The sequence below is a fragment of the Providencia huaxiensis genome (assembly GCF_002843235.3).
GTDB classification, from domain to species: Bacteria; Pseudomonadota; Gammaproteobacteria; order Enterobacterales; family Enterobacteriaceae; genus Providencia; species Providencia huaxiensis.
The window spans coordinates 1,942,975-1,956,581 of record NZ_CP031123.2; the positions used below are offsets into that span (position 1 = coordinate 1,942,975).

General features: G+C 42.4%; 16 protein-coding genes. All 16 read right to left on the minus strand.

Annotation, left to right across the window (positions count from 1 at the left end; translation table 11 throughout):
• Positions 1-335: 335 nt before the first annotated feature.
• The 16 genes from nagZ to plsX all read right to left on the minus strand — a co-directional run bounded on the left by nagZ (position 336) and on the right by plsX (position 13,603).
• Positions 336-1,355 carry a beta-N-acetylhexosaminidase gene (gene nagZ, locus CYG50_RS10810; protein ID WP_102137733.1) on the minus strand — a complete coding sequence of 340 codons (1,020 nt, stop codon included), beginning with the start codon at positions 1,353-1,355 and terminating at the stop codon, positions 336-338.
• Between the two features lie 64 nt (positions 1,356-1,419).
• Entirely contained in the window at positions 1,420-2,220 is an 801-nt protein-coding gene (locus CYG50_RS10815; RefSeq protein ID WP_114365399.1) for a phosphotransferase, read from the minus strand.
• Positions 2,221-2,284: 64 nt separating this feature from the next.
• The gene (gene lpoB / locus CYG50_RS10820; protein WP_102137731.1) at positions 2,285-2,863 is read right to left on the minus strand and encodes a penicillin-binding protein activator LpoB; all 579 of its coding nucleotides are present in this window, start codon (positions 2,861-2,863) and stop codon (positions 2,285-2,287) included.
• Positions 2,864-2,865: 2 nt separating this feature from the next.
• On the minus strand, positions 2,866-3,258 hold the full coding sequence (locus CYG50_RS10825; RefSeq protein ID WP_102137730.1) for a YcfL family putative periplasmic lipoprotein: 393 nt from the start codon (positions 3,256-3,258) through the stop codon (positions 2,866-2,868).
• A gap of 27 nt (positions 3,259-3,285) precedes the next feature.
• On the minus strand, positions 3,286-3,636 hold the full coding sequence (gene hinT / locus CYG50_RS10830; protein WP_102137729.1) for a purine nucleoside phosphoramidase: 351 nt from the start codon (positions 3,634-3,636) through the stop codon (positions 3,286-3,288).
• A 40-nt stretch (positions 3,637-3,676) separates the two neighbouring features.
• Positions 3,677-4,468, minus strand: coding sequence for a metal-dependent hydrolase (locus tag CYG50_RS10835; RefSeq protein WP_102137728.1), 792 nt, complete (start codon positions 4,466-4,468; stop codon positions 3,677-3,679).
• Between the two features lie 12 nt (positions 4,469-4,480).
• Entirely contained in the window at positions 4,481-5,473 is a 993-nt protein-coding gene (gene holB / locus CYG50_RS10840) for a DNA polymerase III subunit delta' (protein WP_102137727.1), read from the minus strand.
• Between the two features lie 24 nt (positions 5,474-5,497).
• On the minus strand, positions 5,498-6,127 hold the full coding sequence (gene tmk, locus CYG50_RS10845; RefSeq protein ID WP_102137726.1) for a dTMP kinase: 630 nt from the start codon (positions 6,125-6,127) through the stop codon (positions 5,498-5,500).
• A gap of 5 nt (positions 6,128-6,132) precedes the next feature.
• Positions 6,133-7,155 carry an endolytic transglycosylase MltG gene (gene mltG / locus CYG50_RS10850; RefSeq protein ID WP_102137725.1) on the minus strand — a complete coding sequence of 341 codons (1,023 nt, stop codon included), beginning with the start codon at positions 7,153-7,155 and terminating at the stop codon, positions 6,133-6,135.
• Between the two features lie 52 nt (positions 7,156-7,207).
• Positions 7,208-8,038, minus strand: a complete 831-nt coding sequence (pabC, locus tag CYG50_RS10855; RefSeq protein ID WP_102137724.1) for an aminodeoxychorismate lyase — start codon at positions 8,036-8,038, stop codon at positions 7,208-7,210.
• A 151-nt stretch (positions 8,039-8,189) separates the two neighbouring features.
• Entirely contained in the window at positions 8,190-9,440 is a 1,251-nt protein-coding gene (fabF, locus tag CYG50_RS10860; RefSeq protein WP_102137723.1) for a beta-ketoacyl-ACP synthase II, read from the minus strand.
• A gap of 77 nt (positions 9,441-9,517) precedes the next feature.
• The gene (gene acpP / locus CYG50_RS10865) at positions 9,518-9,754 is read right to left on the minus strand and encodes an acyl carrier protein (protein WP_004253236.1); all 237 of its coding nucleotides are present in this window, start codon (positions 9,752-9,754) and stop codon (positions 9,518-9,520) included.
• Positions 9,755-9,909: 155 nt separating this feature from the next.
• A complete protein-coding gene (gene fabG / locus CYG50_RS10870; protein ID WP_102137722.1) occupies positions 9,910-10,644 on the minus strand; it encodes a 3-oxoacyl-ACP reductase FabG in 735 nt (244 codons plus the stop codon).
• Positions 10,645-10,651: 7 nt separating this feature from the next.
• On the minus strand, positions 10,652-11,584 hold the full coding sequence (gene fabD, locus CYG50_RS10875) for an ACP S-malonyltransferase (protein ID WP_102137721.1): 933 nt from the start codon (positions 11,582-11,584) through the stop codon (positions 10,652-10,654).
• Between the two features lie 18 nt (positions 11,585-11,602).
• Entirely contained in the window at positions 11,603-12,553 is a 951-nt protein-coding gene (locus CYG50_RS10880) for a beta-ketoacyl-ACP synthase III (RefSeq protein ID WP_102137805.1), read from the minus strand.
• A gap of 9 nt (positions 12,554-12,562) precedes the next feature.
• Positions 12,563-13,603 carry a phosphate acyltransferase PlsX gene (gene plsX / locus CYG50_RS10885; RefSeq protein WP_102137720.1) on the minus strand — a complete coding sequence of 347 codons (1,041 nt, stop codon included), beginning with the start codon at positions 13,601-13,603 and terminating at the stop codon, positions 12,563-12,565.
• Positions 13,604-13,607: the final 4 nt, after the last annotated feature.

Sequence of the window (13,607 nt, forward strand, 5' to 3'; positions counted from 1 at the left end):
TATAAACTAAAAATATAAATACCAATAAGTCAAACTATCAACAATTTCACTTTTTTATTTCAAACACTGAACCTTAAAATGATTAAATCAATAAAATACTCTCTAATTATTTTAGAGAGCAAAATAAATATTGATTGATTTTTATCTAATACGATTAGATATATTATTGTGATTAACTGTGCAATTATTGATAACGTTACGGGTAACTTTTAATATGAGCAATGATATCACCATCTTCTTTATGCAAAATAGTGTCCCTTTGCTATGCGTATTTATGCAAAAAAGCCAGTAAATAAAATACTGGCTTTTAGATATACTAAATGTAATCGAAATCATTAGCGGTGTTCTTGCCAACGCTCATGTAAATCAACCAGTTGCCGATGACTTTCTTTCCAACGCTCAACGGCTTGTAGTTCTGTCAAACTGTATTGTCGACCACTATGATATAGTTTAGAGGCTTGGCTATCATATTGCTTCGGTAAGTTATCTAAAACACTGACGGCACCTTCACGGTTATTACAGACTAAAATCATGTCACAGCCCGCATTCAGTGAGGCCTGTGCTCTCTCAGGGTAACTCCCCATCACTGCCGCGCCTTCCATAGACAAATCATCAGAAAAGATGACCCCCTGGAAACCAAGCTGCTCACGCAATACCGATTTTAACCAAAATGGTGAACCGCTCGCGGGACGATCATCCGCTTGGGTATAAATAACATGGGCAGGCATAACCGCATCGAGTAACTCTCGTTGGATAAAGTCTTTAAAAATTAACATATCTTTACCACGGATCTTCTCCAACGTGCGATCATCCCGTGGCGTTTCTTTATGCGAGTCGGCTTTCACTGCACCATGACCAGGAAAGTGTTTCCCTGTCGTTTTCATACCCGCACTGCGCATACCTTTAATGAAACGCTCCGCCATAACCATCGCAATCTCTGGGTCTTCATGGAATGAGCGTTCACCTATCGCAATACTTTGATGACCAAGATCCAAAACAGGTGCAAAGCTAATATCAATATCCATGGCTATCATCTCTGATGCCATTAACCAGCCAGCCTCTTCAGCAAGCTTAGCCCCATCCATTTCACTATTGATTGCAGCAAATGCCTGAGCAGAAGGCAATGCGGTGAAACCATCACGAAAACGTTGTACTCGACCACCTTCTTGGTCAACCGCTATCAGTAACCGGTGTCTTGATGCATCACGAATTTGGCGAACAAGTTCTCGTAATTGTGCTGCGTCATGAAAGTTACGGGTAAATAATATTAACCCTCCCACGGATGGGTGAGCTAATATTTCGCGCTCTTCATTGTCCAATTCATAACCCTGAACATCTAGCATTATAGGACCCATAACATGCCTCACTTATTAAACTAATTAACTTAATCCGATACTGTTTTCTGATAGCCCTTGGCCATCAACCTAATAAACCAAAATATTTTCGTAATGACTGTGAGTGTAACAAAAAGTCAGATGACTGGCTTTCATGCCACTGCACTTCATACCACATTAATGTCATATATTTTACCCAAGGTGCCCACAATTGACAGCTTTCGGCCAATTGCTGTTTGTCTCGATAAGCACCATGAATGCCACAATATTGCGTCAAGAAAAAATCTCGCTGAATATCACTCAGACCATTAAATTGAAAATAGGTTTCTAAAGAGAACGCGATATCTGTATTTGCCGCATATTCCCAATCCAATAGCAGTAATCGCCCTGTTGGTGTGCAAACAATATTTTTAGCATGAATATCCATATGGGCAGGGGCAAGTTTTAGCGTTTTAGGAAAATCAGCAGAGGTGAAATGATGATGTAATTTTTTCCAACGAGGTGAAAAACGTTTTTTATCAATTAAATAGCCATAATGCGATATTTCATCGTGCAGTTGTAAGTGATACCCCAACAGTGGCGCACGATGTAATTGTGTGACTATATTTGCAAGTTCGCACTGAAAGCTAGACTGCAAAAAAACATGATTGTCAGGGTGTTGCCCTTCACACCACCCTAATAATAACCATTGTGAATTTCGACCAATCACTTTCGGTGTAAAGGAAAAAGCACGTAATTGCTGTAATATCCGCGCTTCTTTCTTTCGGCTAACATACAACGCGGTTTGTGCATTTCCATCAGCACGTGCGATAAGCTTTACTTGGCTGCCAGGCAAAGAACATTGCAGCAAATAACTTCCACCTGACAGCCCTGCTAGCGGGGTCATTTCCCAATCTCGTACCGAGATTGTAGGAAAGCACGTCACTAACAGTTGAAAAAGTAACTGCGAGTTACTCAATATTGTGCTTTCCAGTCCAAATAATTTCACCTGTTTGCACTTCCATCAATTGCATTTCAAGGCTTCTTTCTTTGTTTGAACCTGACATCACACTGTAAATGACATAATCCGCTTGGACATAGCGACCTAATCCAATTGCTTTGCTACGGGTTACCAAGCTGTCTTCTTGAGATAAACCGAGAGTTTTACGCGCAGAACTCACCACACTGGCAGGAACAACTTTAAAGCGATTTGTATTCTCAACTGCGGTTGTCATGGCTGATGTCACCGCTTGCACAGGTAATGAACCGTTCGTATTATTTTTCACTGAATCAACTAACAGGACTTTGCCACTTTCAACGCCATCCTCAGTCACCATTTGGTTAACTAAAGGCGTAATAGACGCTGACCAATCTGTTGTTTGCTGTTTTGGTGGAGTTGGAACAACATCAATGGGTGGTGGCGTTACTTCAGGTTGCTTTTCCGGCTCTACGGGGACAATCGGTGGCTGAGTGCCAGGTTGTTGAGGTGGATATGAAGGGCACCCAGCCAAAATTAATGTAGCGGCAGCAACCATTAAGATGCGTTTCATTATTACTCTCCGGCCTTTGGCGATAAAAATACATGAACACGTACATTTGTTGCACGTGGAGAGGAAGTCACAGCACGAACTTTCGCAACGGAATTCGCTGCAATCGGCTGATACAAGGTATTTGAAGTTTCCACTTTTAACCCTTGCTTATCATACCAATATAAACGATAAGCAATAGTCACCACTTCAGATTGAGTATTACTCATATTAATCGTGGCAATGGTTTGATGGTTTTCACTACCTATAACTGGGTTTTCGACAATGACCCCTTGTGCGAGTACTGCTGGCTCCATAATGATGCGTTGTTGCTCATTAAAAACCAGCCCTTGTGTCTTTTTAAAGATGCAACCACTTAGCAACATTGTTACCAAAGCAAGTAATGCAATACGGTTCATTGTCGATCCCTTATCCCTTATTACTCATTACTTAGCCAATAATGGCCCTAATGGACGACCACCCACTAGATGCATGTGGATATGAAAGACTTCTTGCCCCGAGTGTTCATTACAGTTCATTATTAAACGGTAACCATCCTCTGCAATCCCTTCTTCTTTGGCAATTTTAGCCGCAACAGTAAACAAACGGCCTAACGCAAGCTCGTCATCCGCAGTGACATCATTGACAGTCGGAATTAATTTATTAGGAATGATAAGAATGTGTGATGGTGTTTGTGGCGAAATGTCACGAAATGCCGTGACAAGTTCATCTTGATAAACCACATCTGCGGGGATCTCGCGACGGATAATTTTACTGAAAATCGTTTCTTCTGCCATTTCAATTTCCTTAGTCATTTAATCGTTCTTGTAAACTCATTTATACGTTATCTGTACCAACATTTAAATGAAACAAACGATTGAAGTTTTGCGTCGTAATTTCAGCGAGCTGTTCAACACTCACTCCCTTCAGTACTGCCATATATTCAATGACATCCCGAACATACGCAGGTTGGTTTTCCCTACCACGGTGAGGAACAGGAGCCAAATAAGGTGAGTCGGTTTCAACTAAAATGCGATCTAAAGGGACAACACGAGCGGCTTCTCTAATTTGTTCTGCGTTACGAAATGTGACGATCCCTGAAAATGAGATATACATGCCTAAATCGAGTAGTTCCACTGCCGTATCTTTATCTTCAGTAAAGCAGTGTAATACCCCGCCACAATCCATCACGTTTTCTTCGCGCAAAATCGATAAGGTATCTTCTCGTGCCGCACGAGTATGCACAATGACTGGCTTATTAACTTCGCGACCAATGCGAATGTGCTGACGAAAAGACTCTTGCTGCAACGCGGCATTTTCTTGTTGGTAATAGTAATCCAGCCCGGTTTCCCCTAACGCAACGACCTCGTTTCCTGCGGCTAATTGTGCTAATCGAGCGAAATCATACCCTTCATCTAAATTAAGAGGATGGATACCACATGAAAAAGCGATATTGTCTCGCATGCCAATCATTTTCTTCATGCTTTCAAAACCATGCAACGTCGTTGCAACGGCTAACATAAAGTGAACATCACGAGCAGAGGCCTTTGCGATAACATCATCGACATTTGTGTGCAATTTTTCATAATCTAAACAGTCGAGATGACAGTGTGAATCAACAACAAACATATTTAACTCTTTTTAAAATGTAGGGACAGGCAATGAAGCTTCCCATTGTAATAATTGATTTATCAGGATCAGTTCCTGATTCAGTGCAGGAACTGTCATTAATTGATGACGGCAATATAACCACTTATCATACATATTTATTAACTGAGTGCGATTCATAGCACCAGCTAATTGCAGGACTTGAGCTTGCTTATCTTGGTTGATGCAAAAAGCCCCAGCCCCTTGTTGAATTTTAATCGCATCCGCAAATAAACTGAGTAACCAATTTAAGGCATCAGGCAGTTCATCGATATTCAAACTAGGCAGCAAACTCAGCATATCACCCGTTTGCAATGCGTGACTTAAACTATGGCATAGCGCATTACGTTTTTGCCAACGTTGTTCATCCAGTAAGGCTAGCGCAGAAATTGGCGCACCTTGGCATATTTTTAATGCCGTTATCGCATTTTCAGTCGCAATACCCGGTTTTTGCTTTTGAAGCCAATAGAGCGCAATTTGTGAGTCGGGTGCTGGCAAGAAATGACTTAAACAGCGGCTGCGAATGGTCGCTAGCAAATTCTCTTGTTTATCGCTTCCTAATAAAAAGTAAGTATCCTTTGCGGGCTCTTCCAATGTTTTTAATAAGGCATTCGCTGCTGCATCTGTCAATGCTTCAACCTGTGGGATATACACCACTTTGTTGCCACCTTGCTGAGCATGGCGACTTAAGGTTTCAATTAATTTCCTAACTGCATCAACACTAACAGTAGATTTTCCTTTTTCTACTTCAATAATATGATAATCAGGATGATGACCTGCGAGCATCAAACGGCAACTATGGCATTGCCCACAGCTTTTTAAGCCGTCTCTTTCTTGGCAAATAAGCCAACGACTCACGCCATAACACAGCGCTTGCGCCCCATTTCCCGGTATAGAATGAAGCAGTAACGCGTGGTGGCCTCGACCGCTTTGGTACGCAGTAATGATTTGTCGGTAAGGTTCATTTAACCAAGGATACCAATTCATGGGATTAATACCTTATGTGGTTTATCAGGCACGCGCGAGCCATTCTGTCAGCGTTTGCCGAATATCTTGCTGTACTTGCTCAATGTTTTGGCTTGCATCAATAGTGAGTATCGTTTTGTCGCCAGCAGCAAGTTCAAGATAACGGCTGCGTGTTCTTTCAAAAAAGGCTAACGATTCTTTTTCAATTCTATCTAATTCACCTCGTGACCTTGCACGCTGCAAACCTAATTCAGGTGGTAAATCAAGGTATAACGTTAATGAAGGTTTGAATTCACCTAGCACCAAGTCACGTAATGATTTCATTAAGTCGCGGTCAATCTCACGTCCGCCGCCCTGATAAGCTTGCGAAGATAAATCATGGCGATCACCCACCACCCATTTACCTGCTGCTAATGCAGGTTGGATCACTGTATCGACCAGTTGTACACGGGCAGCATATAGCATTAGCAACTCCGCCTTATCAGTAACTTTATCATCCGCAATACCTTGTTTTATCAGCTCGCGTAATTTCTCTGCTAATGGCGTGCCTCCCGGTTCACGGGTGAAAACAATATCCGTGATCCCTGCTTGGTTCAACGTTTCCACAACTGTATTGATTGCGGTCGTTTTACCAGCGCCTTCAAGTCCTTCAATAACAATAAATTGGTTTTTCATTTTTATCAGTTTTGCTGTTCAAATTGGCGGTAAACTTTAACGGCACGATTGTGGTCGTTTAAATTACGACTAAAAGTATGCCCACCTTTACCATCTGCGACAAAGAATATGTAATCCGTCTTAGCCGGATGCGCTGCTGCCTTCAGTGATGCAAGGCTTGGCATTGCAATCGGTGTTGGTGGCAAACCATCAATCTTATAGGTATTGTACGGTGTGTAATTATCTAAATCACTACGATAAATTTTACCACGATACTTTTCACCTAAACCATAGATGACTGTTGGGTCAGTTTGCAGACGCATATTTTTCTTTAGGCGATTAACAAACACCGAAGCGACTTGAGATCTTTCACTATCGATACCGGTTTCTTTCTCAATAATCGAAGCCATAATAAGCATTTCATAGGCATTTTTATAGGGTAAATCCCTATCACGCCCTTTCCACTCTTCATCAAGGCTATTTTGCATACGTTTATAGGCACGTTTCAAAATTTCAGCATCGGTTGTCCCTGCTGTGTATAAATAAGTGTCAGGATATAGCCACCCTTCTAAAGTGCCTTCCCCGTTAAAGCCAATGAGGGAATGCAGTTCAGTCGGGGTTAAGTTGGTAGTTTTAGGCTCTAAGTAAGGAGCGTCTCGTAAAATATTACCCCAATCACTTAAACGATTACCTTCGATAAAACGGATCGAAAACTGGGCTTCTTTTCCACTCACAATTAATTGTAATAGCTGTTCAACATTCATCCCCGGCTGCAAACGGTAAGTTCCCGCTTTTAGCTGAGCCAGTTCAGGTCGTAGTTTGAGTAACCATTGAAATTCATTCCCTTTTTCAAGAAGGTTATCTTCAATAAGTAGCCCTTCAAACGCAACACGTCCAGTCCCCGCAGGCACCGTGAAGATTTTTTCTTGTGTGATGTTGATAGGCGTTTTGGCATAGTCCAATACTTGACGGTATTGCCAATAGACCGCAGCTGCGACAATAGCAGCCAAGGTAACGGCGATTAGAATGATTTTTTTGGCTAATTTCATTTATTGACCATTTCAATGCGTGTGTTGGTAATAATTAATTCATTTATAAAAACTAAATTTTGCAACGCAAAAATAAATACTCAAACAACTCGCGGGACGCAAATTGCAATGGTGGACACTGTTTGTTCATTTGAATACTTTGTACCGGCAAAACAGGCATCAACGTATTACAAATGATCACTTCATCACAATGATTTAAAACATTAGCAAAGCGTTCGACCTGTTGAAGATGGTACTGGCTATCCTCTAACAGTGATATGATCTTTTGTCTCATTAATCCATTCACACCACTATGAGATAAAATTGGGGTATACACAGTTTGCCCAACTCGCCAGAAAACATTCGCACTACCGCATTCAATAATAATGCCGTCGGTATCTAGCACAATCGCTTCATCTGCACCAAGTTCATCAACCTCTTGTCTAATAAGAACTTGTTCTAGGCGGTTGAGATGTTTCATTCCAGCTAACAATGGGTTACGAGCTAATGGAATTTGGCTAAGAACTAAGCGCGCTCCTTTGCACTGCAGTTGAACATAGTTATTTGTAAAGGGAGAAACGCTCACTATCACCGTCGGTGAAGTAAAACCTTTAGCACTATATCCCCGGCCTCCGACACCACGGCTCAGGATCACTTTAATCACAAACTCGTCTTGAGTTTGTTCTGTACAAATCTGCTTTAAGTGCTCTGCCAAGCTTTCCCAATCTGGCTGTGCAATTCTCAACCTCTGGCTATCATGTTTCAACCGAGCAATATGCTCATCTAGCATTTTAGCTTGCTGATTAACACCGTGTATGGTCGTAAAGCAGCCGTCCCCAAAAGAGACTGCGCGATCGGTAACACTTATTTGCTGGCAAAGCTGCCCATTAACCCAATATGACATTGATATTACTTATAATAAAAGCTGATAAATCAGACAGTAATCAAGTGGGATCATCATAAACTAAAGCGAAGAACTGTGCAAAGAACTGAAAAAAATAAAGCCCTAGCCACAATTAAGTGACTAGGGCTAATTAATAACGGTAGTAGATTAATTACTCGCCGTGATAACGACGGAAAATTAATGAACCGTTGGTACCACCAAAACCAAATGAATTACACAGAGCAAACTCCATGTTGTCCACTTTACGGGCTTCACCTGGAACAAAATCCAGTTTGCACGCTTCATCTGGGTTATCCAGATTGATGGTTGGTGGAACAATTTGTTCGCGCAATGACAAAATGGTGAAGATTGACTCAATAGCACCCGCTGCACCAAGTAAGTGCCCCGTCATTGATTTAGTTGAGCTGACTAATACGTCAGTACCTTCACCAAATACATTAATAACCGCTTGCGCTTCTGCCAAATCACCAGCAGGGGTTGAAGTACCGTGAGCATTGATATACCCCACGTCACTCGCTTTAATTCCTGCGTCATTCAGTGCGTTTTCCATTGCAAGTGCTGCACCCGCACCATTTTCAGGTGGTGATGTCATATGATAAGCATCACTGCTCATCCCAAAACCTGCAATTTCTGCATAAATTTTTGCACCACGCGCTTTGGCATGTTCATATTCTTCAAGAATAATGATACCTGCGCCGTCTCCCAGAACAAAGCCATCACGGTCTTTATCCCATGGGCGACTTGCCGCTTGCGGGTCATCGTTACGTGTTGATAATGCTCTTGCTGCACCGAAACCAGCTACACCGAGTGGTGTTGTAGCTTTTTCAGCACCGCCTGCAACCATTACATCCGCGTCACCGTAAGCAATCATACGTGCAGCATGGCCAATATTATGCACACCTGATGTACAGGCGGTTGCAATTGAAATACTTGGGCCACGGAAACCGTACATAATACTTAAATGACCAGCCACCATATTAATGATGGTTGATGGTACGAAGAATGGGCTTACCTTACGAGGTCCACCGTGCAGTAATGACTCACAGTTGTCCTGAATTAAGCCTAACCCACCAATACCAGAACCAATCGCTGCACCAATTCGGGTAGCATTGGCTTCTGTTACTTCCAATCCAGCATCTTTGAAGGCTTGAAAGCCAGCCGCGATACCATATTGGATAAATGGATCCATTTTCTTTGCATCTTTACGGGAGATGCCAAATTCTTCGTAATTGAAATCTTTTACTAAGCCAGCAAATTTAGTTGCGTGGTTAGTAGTATCAAAATGATCGATTAGGCTGATACCACTCTGTCCGTCACAAACAGCTTTCCATGATGACTCAACTGTGTTGCCGACAGGAGATAACATGCCCAGTCCGGTTACGACTACACGACGCTTAGACACGTATTTCCTCCAAGGAGGGAAAAGTTACAAAAGAAACATAGGCGATCGAGTGATCGCCTAGATAAGTTTTCGTACAATTATTTAGATGCGTTCTCGACGTAGTCAATCGCAGCCTGTACTGTTGTGATCTTTTCAGCTTCTTCGTCAGGGATTTCGCAATCGAACTCTTCTTCCAGAGCCATAACCAGCTCAACTGTGTCAAGAGAATCAGCGCCCAAGTCATCAACAAATGAAGCTGTATTTACAACTTCTTCCTCTTTAACACCCAGTTGTTCAACGATGATTTTCTTAACGCGTTCTTCGATAGTGCTCATACTATTAAAATTCCTATCAAAACTCGCTTTCGCGATGGTTTTCGTAGTTTATGAAATACAGGAAAAGATACAACCCAATCCCGGCTGTTGGAACTATTATTTTGCATTATTTAGCGTTGGATAACATTAAAAATGCAAATAGTTCCATCATTTCTTTAGATCATGTACATGCCACCATTGACATGCAATGTTTCACCTGTGATGTAAGCAGCTTCATCAGAAGCTAAAAACGCTACAGCACTGGCAATTTCTTGTGCATCACCCAGTCTATCCGCAGGAACCTGAGATAAAATGCCTGCACGCTGTTCATCTGTCAATGCTTTAGTCATATCAGTTTCGATAAAACCAGGTGCAACGACGTTGACAGTAATACCACGAGAAGCGACTTCACGAGCCAATGATTTGCTAAAACCAATCAACCCTGCTTTCGCTGCTGCATAGTTAGTTTGCCCCGCATTTCCCATTACACCAACAACGGATGCAATTGAAATAATACGTCCACAACGTTTTTTCATCATGGCACGCAAAACGGATTTAGACAAACGGTAAACGGATGAAAGATTAGTGTCAATGATATCTTGCCATTCATCTTCTTTCATACGCATCAATAGGTTATCACGAGTGATACCTGCATTATTAATCAAAATATCAATTTCACCAAATTCTTCGCGGATTTTGGTCAAAGTTTCTTCGATTGATGCTGTATCAGTCACGTTTAACGCTAAACCTTTACCTTTACCATCAAGATAAGCGGTAATGGCTTCTGCGCCTTTTTCGCTGGTTGCTGTTCCGATAACAGTAGCACCACGAGCAATTAGAGTTAAAGCAATCGCTTTACCAATTCCACGACTCGCGCCTGTTACCAGTGCAATTTTTCCTTCAAAGCTCATGTCGTCCTCAGCTATTTTCTAAAGCAGTGCTTAATGATACAGGATCATTGACTGCAACGGCAGTTAATTTAGAGACAATTCGCTTGGTAAGACCAGTCAATACTTTCCCTGGGCCTACTTCAATTAGATGTTCAACACCTTGATCTGCCATCAATTCTACTGTTTCCGTCCAGCGTACTGGATTATACAGTTGACGGACTAAAGCATCACGAATATTTTGTGCCGATTTCTCAATTTTAACATCAACATTGTTAATAACTGGATAGCCTGGCTCACAAAAATCAATTTTTTCTAACGCTTCGGCTAATTTATCAGCAGCTGGCTTCATTAATGCACAATGTGAAGGTACGCTAACGGATAATGGCAATGCACGTTTTGCACCCGCTTCTTTACATGCGACACCCGCACGTTCAACGGCCGCTTTTTCACCCGCAATCACAACTTGGCCCGGTGAATTAAAATTAACCGGTGAAACCACTTGACCTTGAGAGGCTTCTTGGCAGGCTTTTTCAATTGATTCGTTATCTAAACCAATGATGGCATACATTGCACCAGTGCCTTCAGGAACCGCTTCTTGCATGAGTTTCCCGCGCAATTCGACCAATTTAATCGCTTGTTTAAAGTCGATAACACCGGCACAAACTAAAGCTGAATACTCCCCAAGGCTGTGGCCTGCCATGATTGTAGGCATTACGCCATTTTTTTCTTTCCAAACACGGAAAATCGCCACAGACGCTGCTAATAAAGCAGGCTGTGTTTGCCATGTTTTATTTAATTCTTCTTCTGGCCCATTTTGTACTAACGCCCAGAGATCGTAACCCAATGCTTCCGATGCTTCAGCGAATGTTTGCTCAACCAACTGATTTTCTTCAGCCAGTGCCGCTAACATACCTAAAGACTGAGAACCCTGCCCGGGAAATACCATAGCAAATTGTGTCATGTCTATTTTCTCAGTTAATTAAAAACGAACCAATGCAGAGCCCCAAGTGAAACCACCACCGAAGGCTTCTAAAAGCACAAGTTGACCACGCTGAATACGGCCATCGCGCACCGCTTCATCCAACGCTGTAGGAACTGATGCTGCAGAAGTATTACCGTGACGGTCTAATGTGACAACGACTTTATCCATTGTCATATCTAATTTTTTTGCCGTCGCAGAAATAATTCTTAAATTTGCTTGATGTGGGACTAGCCAATCAAGTTCTTCTTTCGCAATGCCGCTCTGTGCTAATGTCTCATCAACAATATGAGCTAATTCGCGCACTGCAACCTTAAAGACCTCGTTACCTGTCATGGTTAAATATGCAGGGTCTTCAGAACAACGGCTACGGTTAGGTAATGTGAGTAAATCCCCATAACGGCCATCGGCATGTAAATGTGTCGAAATAATACCCGGTTCTTCAGATTCACCAATAACAACAGCCCCTGCCGCATCACCAAATAAAATAATCGTGCCACGGTCTGCTGGGTCTAATGTTTTAGATAATGCATCGGCACCAATCACTAATGCTTTTTTGGTCATACCCGTTTTGACGAATTGATCAGCAATACTAATTGCATAGGTAAAACCTGCACATGCGGCTGCAACATCAAATGCGGCACAATCTTGAATGCCAAGCATTTGTTGGATTTGGCAAGCTGCACTAGGAAAAGCGTGAGTTGCTGATGTGGTTGCAACGATAATCAAGCCAATGTCAGTTGCATCAACTTGCGCCATGCTTAAAGCATTCTTCGCCGCATGAAACCCCATCACTGAGACACTTTCGTCTTCGTTGGCAATTCGTCTTTCATGTATGCCAGTGCGTGTCACAATCCATTCATCAGAAGTATCAACCATTTTTTCCAGATCAGCATTGGTACGTACTTGTGCTGGTAAGTAGCTGCCGGTTCCTAAGATTTTACTGTACATAGCCATAGGTTATTGATCACTCCTGGGCAAAACAATATTTAGTCGCGCTGTTATTCTTTCTGGGACTTGTTTTTCAACAGCTTGTACTGCGCGGTCAATAGCCGCTTTAAAAGCGCCTTCATTCGCTGCACCGTGACTCTTGATGACAATACCTTTTAATCCTAACAGAGTCGCACCGTTATACTGGTCGGGGTTCATGTCCCCAAAACGTTTCATTAAACGTTTTTTTAACCATTTTTTCGCTAGTTGCATAAACCAACTGCTTTTTTTATGTTGATCACCGGTCGATTTTATCAATGAAAGAATGACGCGTATTACGCCTTCCATCGTCTTCAATGAGACATTACCTGCGAAGCCGTCACACACTAACACATCGGTTTTACCTGTCAGTAACTCGTTACCTTCTACATAACCAATGTAGTTAATTGATGTCGTTTCTTTTAATACTGAGGCGGCTTCGCGGATATTATCCAACCCTTTACTCTCTTCTTCGCCAATATTCAGTAACGCAACTCTCGGTTTAGAAATGTTAACCACTTCCTCAGCCATCACGGAACCCATTACGGCAAATTGGACGAGCATATCACTACTACAGTTAACATTAGCGCCTAAATCTAGCACTACTGTTTGGCTTTTTTGCTGATTAGGTAAGATTGTCATTAGCGCTGGGCGCTCAATCCCCTCTATAGACTTTAGCATTAATTTCGCTAAGCCCATCAGCGCACCCGTATTCCCTGCACTCACGCACGCTTGTGCCTGCCCTGTCTTCACTAACTCTAAGGCCACTCGCATCGATGTTCCTTTACTTTGCCTTATCGCGTTTGATGGTTTTGCATCGTTTGCGATAATGCCGTCTGCAGGAATAATTTCGACACGCGAAATTTGCTCAGCACTTTGATGTGCAAGCAAAGGTTGAATGGCTTCGGGTTGACCGACAAGCAGTAATTTGAGTGCTGGATTAGATGCCAGTGCCTGCAATGCAGCAGGCACCGTGACGCGGGGACCAACATCCCCGCCCATAGCATCTAACGCAATGGTTAGATTAGCCAAGGTA